Genomic DNA, 13794 nt, shown 5'->3' with positions numbered 1-13794 from the left:
TGCTGACCTTGATGGACAAGTTCAAAGCCAGCATGAAATATCAATCGGAGTAAGATCCGAAAGAAACCCCAATAACTTGGTCATAAAAAATGACAAGGTAAGGAAATTTAGTGGTTGGTGCTGATGATGACTTTAATGTGACATCTGTTAAAACAAAGAAACCATCATCTCCATCAAGAGAAACACCTTTTTTAATATTGTTTGATATACGATATTCTGATGCTTTTTTTTTCAGAAAATTTGCATAGTCCGGTATAGCAACATTTTCTTCATAACGAAAAGGTTTACCGGAAATTATTCCTGCAGATGTGACGACAAACATTAATTCATCTTCTGCATATTGAATACCGCTGTATTCTTGCAATATAAATTTTTTTAAAGTGGGAAATCCCATAATATATCTCCTTTCTCATATGTACTTGGCTACTGCAATAGCCTCTAAGGAGATTGTACCACAATATAACATAATATTCCATAAAAGGTTGTGATTAGATGCTTACACCGGCAGAACTTGAAAAAGCTCCAATAGAGATACAAAAGCTCATGATTGATTTGGCTATGCGTATTATGGAGGATGTAGTTGACCGGATACATATGATTGACAGCATATCCAGGACTACTGACTATGAAATATACCAATTGAGCCGACTAGGTTTATCCAGCAGTACTATCCGCAAAGCTATCCAGTCCACATTACTGAAGGCAGATTCCGAGATTGATAAAATCTATGACGAAGTTATTAAGGAAGGCTACGAAAGGGATGAAACGATTTATAAGGCCACCGGTAAACCATTTACCCGATTTGAAGATAATAAACCTGTTCAGCAACTCATAGAAGCCATTAAACGGCAGACAAAGGCGGATATGGTAAATATAACGCAAACAACCGCCGTCAGGGTTACGAATAATGGTAGATCAGAGTATCAAGCCGTACCTGATTACCTGAAGCAAAAGCTTGATAAAACAGTAATGGAGATTGCTTCTGGTGCTTTTGATTATAACAAAGTGGTATCAGATACCATTAAGGAAATGACCAAATCAGGCATTCGGGCAATAGAGTATGAGAGTGGACATCATAACCGAGTAGAGGTTGCCGTAAGAAATGCAGTCATGACAGGGCTAAGTCAGGTAACGAACCAGATTAATGAAATGAATGCTGAAGCTCTTGGAACTGAACACTTTGAAATCAGCTGGCATGGAACTGCAAGGCCTACCCATCAGCTATGGCAGGGAAGAGTATACAGCAAACAAGAGCTTGAAACAGTATGTGGACTTGGAACTGTAACCGGTCTTTGCGGAGTTAATTGTTATCATTCATACTATCCTTTTATCCCTGGCATATCTAAGCGGATCTACACTGACGAGCAGCTGGACGAGATGAACCGCAAAGAAAGCGAAAAGAAGAATTATAAAGGCAGGGAATACAACTCCTATGAAGCCACGCAGCGTCAGCGGTATCTTGAAACCCTTATGAGAAAGCAAAGGCAGGATATACAGCTAGGTAGGTCAGCTGGTCTTCCTGACGATATTATTGCTGTAGATAAAGCTTTATATCACAGTACGATGCAGGAGTACATTGATTTTTCTAAACAGATGGAATTGCCACAGCAAAGAGAAAGAATATACCGTGATGGATTAGGGAGGGTAGGATGACAAAAATAACAGAACTGTACCAAGATGGTTATTTGATTGGCTTCCGGGTGGAGGGACATGCGAATTATTCCATTCCCGGGCGTGATATTGTATGTGCAGCTGTATCCATGCTAACAAGCAATACAGTAAATACACTGTCTGAGCTTGCTGAGATTAATCCATTTGTTATGGAAAGTGATGCATATATAGAATTTGCCGTAGCAAACATAGGGAGTGTTATCGTAAGGACACTGTTATCAGCGGCTAAAATTGGGTATCGAAGCATTGCAGAGCGGTATCCAGACAATGTAATGATAATGGATGAAAAGAGATCTATCAATATCGTTTAAGACGTACGTTAACGTCTTATTTTTATGTCCGAAATGACGTAAAACTAAACTCACCGGGCGCTGACCCGTAAAAAGCGTAATGAGAGGATGATAATATGCAAAGAAAATTCTTAAAAGACATGGGACTGACAGATGAACAGATAGAACAGATCATGAAAGAAAATGGAAATGACATTACTCGTGAACAGGGAGTTGCAAACACGTATAAAACACAGCTCGAAGATGTACAGGAAAAACTTAAGGCATTTGACGGTGTGGACATTAAAGATCTTCAAGGCAAGATAAGCACGCTTACGAATGACTTAAACACCACAAAGGCAACTTATGAGAACCAGATATCCGATATGCAGTTTACCGCAGCTCTGGAAGGTAAAGTATCTGCTCTAAAACCAAGGAATAGTAAGGCTGTTATGGCTTTGCTGGACATGGAGAATCTTAAGAAATCTAAAAATCAAGATACAGATATTACTGCAGCTCTGGAAGCTCTAAAAAAGGATAACGGATATCTTTTTGAGGAATCAAAGGCCAATCCAAGAGTGGTAACCGGTAATCAGACAACTACCGACAATACAGATAAGAAAGCAGCTGCTAACGAAGCTTTTAGATCTCTGTTTAAGTCGGAATAATTAAGAAAGAGTGAGGTAATATAAATGAACAGAAATGGAAAATTAGCAATGAAGTTGCAGAGATTTGCAACCAGTATTGTAAACAGAGAAGATGCGGAGGCAATTATAAGAGAACAGATTGTTGAAGCTATTGCCCAGGATACACCCAAATCATCTACCTTTATGGCCTTGGCTAAGAAACTACCTAATATGACATCCAAGCAGACCAGAATCAGGGTGCTCGACTTCCTTCCTACGGCTTATTGGGTAAATGGCGATACCGGGATGAAACAGACATCTCGCCAGGCCTGGGATAATGTATGGCTTACAGCTGCAGAGCTGGCGGTTATCGTGCCTATTCCGGAAGCTGTACTTGATGATGCAGAGTTTGATATCATGGGCGAAGTTACTCCCCGTGTTATTGAAGCAATTGGACAGCGTGTAGATGCTGCTACGATCTTTGGAGAGAACCGGCCGGCAGAATGGCAGAATGATATAATCACTCTGGCCAGACAGTCTGGTAACAATGTCTCTTTAGGTTCCAGTCCTGATTATTATGCGAAGATTCTTGCAGAGGACGGTGTCTTTTCCAAGATTGAGGATGATGGCTATTCTGTATCTGGTGTAATTGCATCCACGAATATGAAAGCAAAGCTTAGAGGTCTGCGTGATGATTCCGGACAGCCTTTATTTAATAAGGTGATGCAAGGTGCTACTCAGTATGCGCTGGATGGAGCTCCTATGTACTTCCCTGACAATGGATCCTTTAACAATTCTATTGCTCAGATGGTTGTTGGTGATTTTGCAAAAGCTGTATATGCTATCAGACAGGATATCACAGTAAAGATCCTTACAGAGGGAGTTATCCAGGATCCTGTTACCAAGGAGATTGTATACAACCTTGCACAGCAGGATATGATTGCTCTCCGTGTTGTGTTCCGTATGGGCTGGGCTTTACCTAATCCTGCAACTCGTATCGATGAAGATAGAGTGGGGTGTCCTTTTGCTTATCTGGAGCCAGCAACACCTGTTACAACCAGAGCAGTAACATTTACTGTAAAAGATAATGCTGAAACACCTGTCAATATTGCTGATGCCAGAGTGAATGTAAATGGATCCAATATCAAGACCAATGCATCTGGCCAGGCAGTATTTAATCTAAGAGCTGGTACATATCCTTACAATGTAACCCTTAAGGGATATACTAAAGTTTCCGGAACTGTTACGGTTGCAGAGTCTGCCGTTGCACAGGCTGTGACAATGATTAAAGAATAAGACTAAGGAGGCGGTACCAGTGAATTATGCTGATTACGAGTATTATACTGATACATACAAAGGGGCGGTCCTGGATACCGCCTCTTTTGAACGGTATGCCAGAAATGCCACAGTTTACATGAAAATGCTTACCTTTAACAGGGTTGATGACAGTAATATTCCGGATGAAGTAAAGATGTGCTGCTGTGAGGTAGCTGAAAAGAATTATGAAGCTGATAAGAGCAGACATGTAGGCATATCGTCAGAAAAAGTTGGTGACTACTCTGTGACTTATGAAAACAACGCCAATATTGATATGAAACTTGCTAAAGATTGCAATGAGGTTATACAAAAATGGCTACTTATGACCGGTTTACTGTATAGGGGGTATTATTAGTGTTCACAAATGCTGATTGTACTATCTATTTTAATCGGGATGGAAAGTATATCCGTCAGGCTGTAGAAGATATTTATTGGCAGGATTCTAAGCAAGCAAATGTGCTTAAAACCGGAATGTCCACCGCTGATGCAGTAAAGATTATGATACCGGCATCCAGTGCAGATATATCAGAGTTTACAGCCGGTAAAGATCTTATCGTTAAGGGGATTATTCCATTTGAGTTTGATAATACCAATAGCCAGACGATTTCTGTGAGCTTAAAATCTTTAAATGCATCCCATAAGGTGTTTACTATTCAGAGTGCAGACGATAAGCGTTACGGTAGCGAGCATATGCGGCACTGGGACTTATCTGGAAAGTAGGAGTCATATGGGTTTTAAGGGTAAATTAGAAATGGTCCCTGTCAGCGCCATCCTGAAAGAAAGAGGACTGGAACCAGGTGGAAGGGTACAAAAATTTGTAGACGCTGAATGTATCCGCCTTATGGCACCGTATACGCCTTATTTAAATGGTGCGCTTGAGGACAGTGCTACTCTTAGCACAGTAATAGGCAGCGGAGAGATTAAGCAGGAAACCCCTTATGCCAGGTATCAGTATTATGGGGAGATTTTCGGGCCCAACATACCAATATTTGAAAACGGCATACTAATGGGTTTTATTTCTCGCAAGGGAGTAAAGAAACAGCCTACAGGTAGACCACTAACATACAATAAGTCCAAGCACCCTAAAGCAGGTAAGATGTGGTTTGAAAGAATGAAAGCTGATAACAAAGAGGATATCCTTTGGGGGGCTGGAAAGGTGGCAAGAACAAAATGAACATAATTGAAGTAGTGCAGCATACGTTGTCTGAATTCCCAAAGATAGCTGAGCTTAATAATGGTGTTGACATTGATTTTACGGAACAGGATGCCGGGAACTGCGGATTGTATCCCACTGGTGACCAATTACTGAAAGAAGATATAATCGGGAATCAGGATCGGCAGCATAATTTTATACTGAATGCTAAGTTTCAGTCGTTTACTGATTATGACAGGCTTGCAAACAGTAGCTTCCTGTTGGACTTGGCTTACTGGATGGAACATACAGCCACAGGGCAGGAGATTGAAGTAACTATAAATGATAAAACTGTAACCGGTACCCTTAACAAATTAAGCAGTGCCAATGGTATGCTGTACGGATTTGACAGTGAGAACTTATCTGCTCCAGTAACATACCAGTTACAGATTTATGCTAAATACAGATTGGAGGCTTTTTAGTGAAAATAGAAAGAAAGTTCCTTGCACATTACATTGATTCTTCCTTAACAGCAACGCCTGCGTATGCAAGGCTGGGTAAAGATCTAGAAGAGTTAACTATCGAAATGAATGCTGAGGTAAACAGCACACAGAACATACTGGGAGAGACCAGTAAAAGCATAAGCAGCTATGAAGCGCAGTCTTCAGTAGAACCGTTCTACGCAGATCCGGCAGACCCTATCCATCCCAGACTGCAGAAAATCATCGACGAAAGACTGGTGCTGGATAACTTAAAAACAACAGTGTTAGAAGTGCATCTTTGGGAAGAGGATGAAGAAACTCCTGGAACATTTGTGGCGTACAGAGAAGATGCACTAATCGAAATTGCTTCCTATGGTGGCGACAATACCGGTTACCAGATTAGTTTTAACGTGCATCATGTAGGCAACAGGGTAAAAGGTACTTTTGTAGCATCTACAAAGACTTTTACTGCGGCAGCGTAATTAGTGGGGCGGTTATAATACCGCTCCTTTTTAAGGAGGAAACATGCAAAATCTTAATTTTGATGAAGGTTACAAAGAGTTTAGTATAAACAATGATGAATCCAGGGTGATCCGTTTTAATCCATCTGATTACGGTCTTCTGAATCGATTTTCTGATGCAAGGAAAGCAATTATAAAAGCGGTTGAAGACCTGCAGGAAAACATAAAGCTAAGACCGGACGGGAATCCCCTAGAAGAGTTTGAGGGAGCAGCTGATCTGGTTAGAAAACTTACCGGTATGATTAATGAACAGGTAAACTATATCTTTAACTCCAATGTTGCACAAGCGGCTTTTGGTAACCAGTCCCCTGTTAGTACTGTTAAAGGCAAATTCCTCTTTGAACAGTTTCTTGACGCTGCAGGTCCTCACATTGAAAAGGAAATCGAGACAGAACAGAAGGCCAGCCAGAAGCGTATGCAGAAATATACCGGGCAGGTGAAGGGGAATTGATTGGACAACTTCCCAAAAACTTAATAGTTAATGGTGTACAGAGAGCTATCAGGAGTGATTTCCGGGTGGCTCTTTTGATTTTCCAAGCTTATGCGGATCCAGAGCTAACAGACCAAGAAAAGTCAAAAGTAATGCTTGACTGTTTGTATGAGGATTCAGATTCTTTTACCCAAGAAGATTACCTTGAGGCGGTTGAACAGGCAGTTTGGTTTTTGGATGGTGGCCGTAAAATCGATGAAGATAAGAATGCTAAAAAGGTCTTAGATTGGGAACAGGATGAGCAGCTCATATTTCCTGCGATCAACAAAGTGGCCAGTCGCGAAGTAAGGGCGGTTGAGTATCTGCACTGGTGGACATTCCTTGGATTTTTTAATGAGATTGGAGAGGGTCTCTTAAGCACTGTTATAGGTATTCGGCAAAAGAAGAGTAAGGGTAAGAAATTGGAGAAATATGAACAGGAATTTTACAGGGATAATAAGCGCTTGATTGACCTTGATACCCGTTATTCCGAAGCTGAAAAAGCAGAGATAGAGCGTCTTAACAAATTACTTGAGTAGGAGGGAGGTGTAAGTAATGGCTGATGGCTCTTTGATATTTGATACAAAAATAGATACAGACGGAGCCGAACAGGATGCCGGGACTCTTAAAACAGTACTGGAAAGATTGATTAGCTCTATCGAAGGCCTCGCAAAGACAGTAGATAGTGCCATAAACTCTATTAGCTTTAACAAGGTTGATTCCGGGCTACAGCAGGTTGAACAAGGGGCAAAGGAAGCCGAAGGAGCAGTTGAACAAATGGCCTCTGGCACAAATAACGCTATGGCTAAAGCAGAAACGAGTGCTCAAAGTCTTGAGAATGCTATGGACCAGATAACTATAACCCGGTGGGATGCAACAGAAGCTGCAGCCAGTGATCTGGCAGACTCTATAGAAGAGGTTGTGCAGCCAGCTAAAGAAGTCCAGGCAGTCATGGACGATATCGTCCCAGATAGTGTGGCTCCTGAGATACAGCAAACAAGCGAAAATGCGTCGATGCTTCGTAACACTCTGAACCTGCTAAAACAGGCAGCGAGTGATTTACCAGGCCTTTTTTCCAGAGCTGGAAAAGGTATAAAGTCCTCCTTGGCTGGCGATGGCTCTAACCAGGGAATAAAGAATATGGTAGATCAAATTGACCGCTATAAAGAACGTTTGCATTCCCTAGAATCTCAAGGGTATTATTTTGGAGACAGAGAGTATGATGAGGCTTATGCAGAATTGCAGAGGCTTACAAAAGGTCTTAACAGTTATAAGTCTTCCCTTGCCCAGGCAGGTAATCAAAAAGGGTTTTCAAAGGCTTTAAGCAGTATCTCAGGCGCAGTACATAAGGTGATACCAGTATTAAAGAAAATGGGAAGTATAGCAGCTTCGGTATTTGGAAAGTTAGGTAAGGCTGTATTATCCGCCGGTAAAGGAATAGGTTCTCTTCTTTCAAGACTCGGTAAGATGGGCGGTCTTTTTAAGCAGAATAATAAGAATGCGAAAGGCTTTAGTGTTGGAATCGGCCAGGCTTTAAAGTCCATACTTCTATACCAGGGTCTTAGTAAAATTTTAAGCGGTATAGGAAATGTACTGAAATCTACTGTTATGACAAATGATACTTTTGTATCAAGTCTTTCCAAAGTTAAAGGTAATCTTTACACGGCCTTTGAACCGATTACATCCGCTGTTATGCCGGTACTGAATGCCCTCATGGAAGTGCTTGTAAGGGTTACCGGTTATCTGGCACAGTTTACTTCTATGCTCTTTGGGAAAACAGTACAGTCCAGCCAGGCAGCAGCGGCGGCACAGTACGAACAGGCACAAGCCTTGGATGATACTGCCAAAGCAGCCAAAGGGGCTAATAAGCAGTTATCCTCTATTGATAAGCTTAATAACTCCACTGACAGCGGATCTGGGTCGGATAGTAGTGCTGCAGCTCCTGATTTCACAAGTGATATAAAAACCTCTGAGGCTGTCTCTGACTTTGTAAGACAGTTAAAAGAGGCTTGGGCTAATGCAGATTTTACCGAGGTTGGCAAAACAATAGCAAGTGGTCTTAATAAGGCCATGCAGGGGATTGATTGGTCTGGGATACAGGGCACCGCTGATAAAATTGCTAAGAGTATAGCCACTTTGATTAACGGATTTGCGCAGGAGCTGGACTGGTCTACTCTTGGAAGTACCTTAGGAAATGGTATAAATACAGCAATAGGGTTTGCAAATACACTTGTAAAAACTCTTGATTGGAAGACCATAGGAAAAGGAATAGGTACCGCCATAGATGGCATGATTAAAACCATCGATTGGGATAAGCTGGGCGAAACATTCGGTACTTTCTATTCCGGTATATTTAGGGCCATTGACAATGTAATAATTTCCATTGACTGGGCAACCGCTGGAAAAAAGATAGGTGGCGGCGTACAGACTGCAATTAAGAGTATAGACTGGCCAGGTATCGGGAAGGTGTTTTCGGATTCCTTTAACTCTATATCATCCTTCATAACCAATTTTTACAAATCGGTTGACTGGGTAGGGTTTGGCAGTAATATAGCTTCCAGTATAAATGCAGCCATAAGAAATACTGACTGGAAGAAAGTCGGAGAGGCTATTGCAAATGTGCTTAACATTGCTATTGATACAGCCTATGGTTTTATATCGGATTTTGATTGGAAAGAGTTTGGACAGAGCATTGCGGATTCTATAAATGGATTCATGGAAAAAACCAATTGGAAAAAGCTTGCGAAAGGTGCATCGAAGTTGGTAACCGGCCTATTAGATTCTATCGTTACCGCCATAAAAGAAATTGACTGGAGGAACATAGGTAATACGATAGGGGATATGATTGTTGAAATTGATTGGGCAGGGATAGCGGAAGGAGTCATTGACCTACTTGTGGAAGCTTTTAATGGTTTGGTATCCTTAATATTCGGAATCGGCGAAACAATCGGCGAAAATATCATGGATGGCTTAAAGGATGGTATAACCTTAAGTGATATCATAAAGAATGCAGGAACCTGGATCAAGAAACATATCTTTAATCCCATCGTAAACAACATTAAAGAATTGTTTGGTATACACAGTCCCAGTACCGTTATGGCTGAAATCGGTAAGTTTTTTATGCAGGGACTTGGAAACGGAGTTCAGTCACTTGTAGGAGATGTTAAGACAAAGTTCTCTAAATTGACAACTGATATAAAGGGATTCTTTACAGGGCTACCGGATTGGTTTGGAAGTAAGTTTACGGATTCTTTAAATAAGATTAAAGAAGTGTTTAGTGCAACCGCTATGAAGACGCATTTCGATGATGTATGGACAAACATAAAAAAATCTTTTAGCCATGTGTCTAGCTGGTTTGAAGACACTTTCTCTAAAGCTTGGAAAGCTGTTAAAGACGTTTTTTCCACTGGAGGCAAGGTATATGATGGAATTAAAGAGGGGATCGCAGATACTTTCAGCGCAGTAGTAAATAAGTTAATTGATGGAATTAATGTAATTATTGCCGTTCCATTCAATAAAATAAATGGAATGCTCAACGCCATTCGTGACGCTGGTGTTGGTGCGATAAAGCCGTTTCAAGGGCTATGGGGATATAATCCACTATCAGTTCCCAGCATACCAAAGCTTGCTACCGGAACCGTTGTTCCTGCTAACTATGGTAATTTCCTGGCTACGCTTGGAGATAACCGAAGGGAACCCGAAATTGTATCCCCATTATCCACGATGAAACAAGCTCTGCGTGAAGAACTAGCAGCAAACGGTGGATCCGGAAACATGATGCATGTAACGATTACCCTACCTAACGGAAAAGTACTCTTAGATACAATAGTCCAAGCAGAAAAAGAGAATTATAATGCAACCGGCAAGGCTGTATTTGTACATTAAGGAGGTGTGTTATGACAGGTAACGGTTATGTTTTAAAAGTTGACGGCACCATATTCCCTAATGCGCTCCTTGCTCGTGGAGGGTACAGGAACACGCCTAACCGTAGACAGGATAAGAACAGCTACACTGACGGCAAGGGGATAACGCGTAGGAATATCTTACCCGTAAAAAGGACTACCAGTAAGCTTAAGACGATTGACCTAACCTATGGCCAGAAGCTTATTGTCCAGTTTTTTTTCCTAAATCGAGATTACGTTCCTGCTGAGCGTTGGAATGATGAAACGAACAGCTATGAATATGGTGTTTGCTATGTTCCTGATATTGAATATGTAGTAGATAAGATTGACGACGATGGAAACTTTTACTATGAGGGAATGGAAATTGAATTTATAGCATACGGGGAGGAGCCGCAGTGATAGATATATCAACAGAGTTAAAAAACAAGTTACGAAACGATATTCTTCCTCTGGTCCCTTCCAATGTTGAAAAGGATTTAATAATACATTTTCCAGTCCTTGGCCTGACCATAGAAACAGATCAAATCGTGGAAGATAGCTTTTCATTAGAGGAAGCACTCTGTAGCAGTGAAGATCTTGTTTTTGGATCCTGTGAATCTTCTTTAATAAGAATTACAGTTGCAGACGTAACTCAGGACTTAAAAGGTCAGGAGTTCACCGTGACTCAGGTTGTCGAGGGCGAATCTATCCCGCTTGGTACTTACTGGGTGTTTAGCTGTAAAAAACAAGATGATTTAAGGTTTAAGGATGTAGTAGCATACGATAAATTAAAATACACTGATACAGACGTTGCTTCATGGTATAACGGACTGACATTTCCTTTAACACTGGCTGCCTTTCGGGGCAGCCTTTTAAGTTATCTTGATATAGAGGAAGAGGAAAGGCATCTCCCAAATGATAATATGACGGTCGAGAAAACGATAGATCCGGTACAGCTTAAGGCAAGAGATGTATTGCAGGCCAGCGAAGAGATAAACGGTGCATTCGGACGAATAAGTCGATACGGAAAGTTTAAGCATGTTATCTTAGAACCCAATTACGGCCTTTATCCTGCAGATAATCTTTATCCTTCCGATGATCTTTATCCGGTAGATGAAAATGATACGACTTTCTTCCAGGAGGGTACCGAGGCTGTAAACATATCGGTTGCCATGCGGTCAGGTATCCGTTTTGAAGAGTATACCGTAAAAGAGATAGATAAGCTCCAAATACGCCAAGAGGAAGGCGATATCGGCGCTATAGTGGGTACCGGTACAAATGCATATGTCATACAAGGAAACTTCCTGGTATTCGGTAAATCCGCGGAAGAATTAGAAACAATAGCTATTAACGCCTTTGGTAATATGCAGAAAAGACCCTACAGACCATTTGAAAGTCAGAATATTGGATTACCTTATGTCGAGGTAGGCGATACAGCCTCTTTTGAACAGAGCGACACTGTCTCAGGATACATCCTTAAAAGGAATCTTACCGGTATACAGGCTCTCAGGGATACTTTTTCGGCGGAGGGTAATGAGGAAAGAGAACAGAATTTTAGTCTTAACACACAGGTAATTCAGCTCCTTGGCAAGTCCAATGTATTGAAGCGGACCGTAGAAGAAATGTCTATTACCATAACGGATATGGGAGCCGGTTTACAGAGTCAGATCACACAGACAGCCGGACAGCTGCAGACACAGATCACGGATACTAAGAATAATCTTGAAAGTCAGATATCTCAGACTGCTACAAGTATTACACAGCAGGTTACTGATGTTAACAATAACCTTCAAGGGCAGATTGATGTACAGGCTGGGCAAATAGCTCTAAAGGTGGATACTGCAGGTGTCATAGCAGCCATAAACTTATCAGGTGGCGGTGTCAAAATTGAAGGGACTAAAATAGACTTAGTTTCCAATGCAGTGTCAATTGTGGGTAAATTGTATCTGAACCTTAATGATAATGACACGGCTGTATATGCAGTATCTTCTGGCGGTACAAGCAATGTTGTTTCTTTTAAGAATACCACTAATGAATCAGGAAGTTACCAAGCGGTTGTTATAGGTGATACCTCTGAAAAGACAGCTGTCTACGGTGATACGGTAGTGAACATGGGCAGGATAGTATCCATCCAAGCTACTAGCAGCAGTGGTTATGTAGGTTTATCTGCTACCAGGTCAGGTGGTTCAAGTTACTCCATGTACTGGAATGGACAATACCTTTACCCTCTAACATCGGATTGTTATATTGGAGGTCCTGGTACCGGATCCTTGAATTACTGGAACGGATTATATACCAGAGGGTTTTATCATCACAGTTCCGGTACGCTTGGTTTCTTTGGTGCAACTCAGCGGAGTAAGCAAACAATACCTACCATTTCAACGTCGAGCACACTTGCAAATGTTATAGATGCCTATAACAATCTGGTGAATGCATTAAAAAACTACGGGCTAGTATAGGAGGATGAATGGATAATTTATCGATAATAGAGTATAAGAAAAAATTAACGAAAGCTGTTGAGACTATCGGCAATGAATCTGGTTTGCCGGTTATCGTGCAGAGTATGTGTATGGCTGAGATCCTTAACCAATTAAACGCGATAGTGCAGAATTGTGTACAGATGGAGCAGGAACAAGCGCAAAAGGAAGGTGATAAGGTTGGCTAAAAGGTACACCAGAGTAAATTTTCAGAATAGACCTTCAGTAGCAACACCCGTCAATGATATAAATCTTAACACGATGGATAAAGGTATCAACGATCTGGATAATGCTATAGTTGATTTGGAAAATGCCGTAGGTAATTTGGAAAATGCAAATACAAATATTCTTACATCACTGACGGATATAAACAATAATATTAAATATACCCTTGCTGATACTACGAAGGGGTTAAATAAAATATATACCACGGGGGCCTTAGGGGTAAAAATAGTGAGTTATTCAGCAGGAGACGTAGGTGCTCCTAGTGCTTACTGGGGAATATGCCTGTGTAAAGGTAGCGCATCTGCAAATGCACAGATAGCAATAGACTCCACAGGAACAACATATGAAAGAATGTATACAAGTGGAAGTCCAAGCTGGAACAGACTCTTAAGAAATACAGATTTAGCCAACACAGACACCGTTAATGATTCGAACAAACCTTTAGGCGCTAATGTCGGATATACACTTGGGCAGGAGATTGATGTTATTAATGGAAAAATTAGTGGTTCATCATTAGTTACTGATTTAAACACTGTTGTTACAGCAGGCATATACTCAGTCTATGTAGGTGCCACAAATACACCAGTTGACGCATACGGAATATTAACAGTAAAAACTGCTGATTATGGTCACTGGGTGTTCCAAGAATTTATTACAACTGCCGGTGCAAAATATAGCCGCAGAAACATCAACTCAACTGGGTGGTTCCCTTGGGCATAAGGAA

Annotated in this window: 17 protein-coding genes; 16 read left to right on the top strand and 1 reads right to left on the bottom strand. The window is 41.2% G+C overall.

Annotated features, from left to right (window positions below; all coding sequences use genetic code 11):
- Nucleotides 1–40: 40 nt before the first annotated feature.
- Nucleotides 41–394: a hypothetical protein gene (locus BR73_RS0119500; RefSeq protein WP_033166897.1), complete on the bottom strand. Its 354-nt coding sequence runs from the start codon at nucleotides 392–394 to the stop codon at nucleotides 41–43.
- A gap of 98 nt (nucleotides 395–492) precedes the next feature.
- On the opposite strand from BR73_RS0119500, the gene BR73_RS0119495 reads away from it, so the two are divergent.
- The 16 genes from BR73_RS0119495 (at nucleotide 493) to BR73_RS0119420 (ending at nucleotide 13790) form a co-directional block, all read left to right on the top strand.
- Nucleotides 493–1653 carry a phage minor capsid protein gene (locus BR73_RS0119495; protein ID WP_033166896.1) on the top strand — a complete coding sequence of 387 codons (1161 nt, stop codon included), beginning with the start codon at nucleotides 493–495 and terminating at the stop codon, nucleotides 1651–1653.
- Nucleotides 1650–1982 carry a ribosomal-processing cysteine protease Prp gene (locus BR73_RS0119490; protein WP_033166895.1) on the top strand — a complete coding sequence of 111 codons (333 nt, stop codon included), beginning with the start codon at nucleotides 1650–1652 and terminating at the stop codon, nucleotides 1980–1982. Before BR73_RS0119495 ends, BR73_RS0119490 begins: the two co-directional genes overlap by 4 nt.
- A 95-nt stretch (nucleotides 1983–2077) precedes the next feature.
- A complete protein-coding gene (locus BR73_RS0119485) occupies nucleotides 2078–2608 on the top strand; it encodes a phage scaffolding protein (protein ID WP_033166894.1) in 531 nt (176 codons plus the stop codon).
- A 24-nt stretch (nucleotides 2609–2632) separates the two neighbouring features.
- Nucleotides 2633–3862 carry a phage major capsid protein gene (locus BR73_RS0119480; protein ID WP_242860708.1) on the top strand — a complete coding sequence of 410 codons (1230 nt, stop codon included), beginning with the start codon at nucleotides 2633–2635 and terminating at the stop codon, nucleotides 3860–3862.
- Between the two features lie 19 nt (nucleotides 3863–3881).
- A complete protein-coding gene (locus BR73_RS0119475) occupies nucleotides 3882–4238 on the top strand; it encodes a hypothetical protein (protein WP_033166893.1) in 357 nt (118 codons plus the stop codon).
- A complete protein-coding gene (locus BR73_RS28850; RefSeq protein ID WP_033166892.1) occupies nucleotides 4238–4603 on the top strand; it encodes a DUF6751 family protein in 366 nt (121 codons plus the stop codon). Before BR73_RS0119475 ends, BR73_RS28850 begins: the two co-directional genes overlap by 1 nt.
- 7 nt (nucleotides 4604–4610) lie before the next feature.
- On the top strand, nucleotides 4611–5057 hold the full coding sequence (locus tag BR73_RS0119465) for a minor capsid protein (protein ID WP_051685341.1): 447 nt from the start codon (nucleotides 4611–4613) through the stop codon (nucleotides 5055–5057).
- The gene (locus tag BR73_RS0119460) at nucleotides 5054–5497 is read left to right on the top strand and encodes a hypothetical protein (protein WP_033166891.1); all 444 of its coding nucleotides are present in this window, start codon (nucleotides 5054–5056) and stop codon (nucleotides 5495–5497) included. Before BR73_RS0119465 ends, BR73_RS0119460 begins: the two co-directional genes overlap by 4 nt.
- Nucleotides 5497–5979: a hypothetical protein gene (locus BR73_RS0119455; RefSeq protein WP_242860707.1), complete on the top strand. Its 483-nt coding sequence runs from the start codon at nucleotides 5497–5499 to the stop codon at nucleotides 5977–5979. The genes BR73_RS0119460 and BR73_RS0119455 overlap by 1 nt, the downstream gene beginning before the upstream one ends.
- Nucleotides 5980–6022: 43 nt before the next feature.
- Entirely contained in the window at nucleotides 6023–6469 is a 447-nt protein-coding gene (locus BR73_RS0119450; RefSeq protein ID WP_051685340.1) for a hypothetical protein, read from the top strand.
- The gene (locus BR73_RS0119445) at nucleotides 6466–7026 is read left to right on the top strand and encodes a Gp15 family bacteriophage protein (RefSeq protein ID WP_033166889.1); all 561 of its coding nucleotides are present in this window, start codon (nucleotides 6466–6468) and stop codon (nucleotides 7024–7026) included. Before BR73_RS0119450 ends, BR73_RS0119445 begins: the two co-directional genes overlap by 4 nt.
- Before the next feature lie 16 nt (nucleotides 7027–7042).
- Complete coding sequence (locus BR73_RS0119440; RefSeq protein ID WP_033166888.1) at nucleotides 7043–10372, top strand: hypothetical protein; 3330 nt, start codon at nucleotides 7043–7045, stop codon at nucleotides 10370–10372.
- Between the two features lie 11 nt (nucleotides 10373–10383).
- Nucleotides 10384–10788 (top strand): DUF6711 family protein, encoded by a 405-nt coding sequence (locus tag BR73_RS0119435; RefSeq protein ID WP_051685339.1) that lies wholly within the window; start codon nucleotides 10384–10386, stop codon nucleotides 10786–10788.
- On the top strand, nucleotides 10785–12827 hold the full coding sequence (locus tag BR73_RS27660) for a hypothetical protein (protein ID WP_051685338.1): 2043 nt from the start codon (nucleotides 10785–10787) through the stop codon (nucleotides 12825–12827). Before BR73_RS0119435 ends, BR73_RS27660 begins: the two co-directional genes overlap by 4 nt.
- Before the next feature lie 8 nt (nucleotides 12828–12835).
- Complete coding sequence (locus BR73_RS0119425) at nucleotides 12836–13033, top strand: hypothetical protein (RefSeq protein WP_033166887.1); 198 nt, start codon at nucleotides 12836–12838, stop codon at nucleotides 13031–13033.
- Entirely contained in the window at nucleotides 13026–13790 is a 765-nt protein-coding gene (locus BR73_RS0119420; protein ID WP_033166886.1) for a pyocin knob domain-containing protein, read from the top strand. Before BR73_RS0119425 ends, BR73_RS0119420 begins: the two co-directional genes overlap by 8 nt.
- Nucleotides 13791–13794 lie beyond the last annotated feature (4 nt).

The organism is Clostridium sp. KNHs205 (genome assembly GCF_000702945.1).
Lineage (GTDB): Bacteria > Bacillota > Clostridia > Lachnospirales > Lachnospiraceae > Anaerocolumna.
Note: the sequence above shows the minus strand (reverse complement) of the source record. Positions and strands in the feature narration are given on the sequence as shown.

Bases quoted from the DNA above. Each gene is read 5' to 3' on its own strand.
- BR73_RS0119480 (WP_242860708.1), top strand. From the start codon at position 2,633: ATGAACAGAAATGGAAAATTAGCAATGAAGTTGCAGAGATTTGCAACC.
- BR73_RS0119425 (WP_033166887.1), top strand. From the start codon at position 12,836: ATGGATAATTTATCGATAATAGAGTATAAGAAAAAATTAACGAAAGCT.
- BR73_RS0119485 (WP_033166894.1), top strand. From the start codon at position 2,078: ATGCAAAGAAAATTCTTAAAAGACATGGGACTGACAGATGAACAGATA.
- BR73_RS0119440 (WP_033166888.1), top strand. From the start codon at position 7,043: ATGGCTGATGGCTCTTTGATATTTGATACAAAAATAGATACAGACGGA.
- BR73_RS0119495 (WP_033166896.1), top strand. From the start codon at position 493: ATGCTTACACCGGCAGAACTTGAAAAAGCTCCAATAGAGATACAAAAG.
- BR73_RS0119500 (WP_033166897.1), bottom strand. From the start codon at position 394: ATGGGATTTCCCACTTTAAAAAAATTTATATTGCAAGAATACAGCGGT.
- BR73_RS0119435 (WP_051685339.1), top strand. From the start codon at position 10,384: ATGACAGGTAACGGTTATGTTTTAAAAGTTGACGGCACCATATTCCCT.
- BR73_RS0119450 (WP_051685340.1), top strand. From the start codon at position 6,023: ATGCAAAATCTTAATTTTGATGAAGGTTACAAAGAGTTTAGTATAAAC.
- BR73_RS0119490 (WP_033166895.1), top strand. From the start codon at position 1,650: ATGACAAAAATAACAGAACTGTACCAAGATGGTTATTTGATTGGCTTC.
- BR73_RS0119465 (WP_051685341.1), top strand. From the start codon at position 4,611: ATGGGTTTTAAGGGTAAATTAGAAATGGTCCCTGTCAGCGCCATCCTG.
- BR73_RS0119460 (WP_033166891.1), top strand. From the start codon at position 5,054: ATGAACATAATTGAAGTAGTGCAGCATACGTTGTCTGAATTCCCAAAG.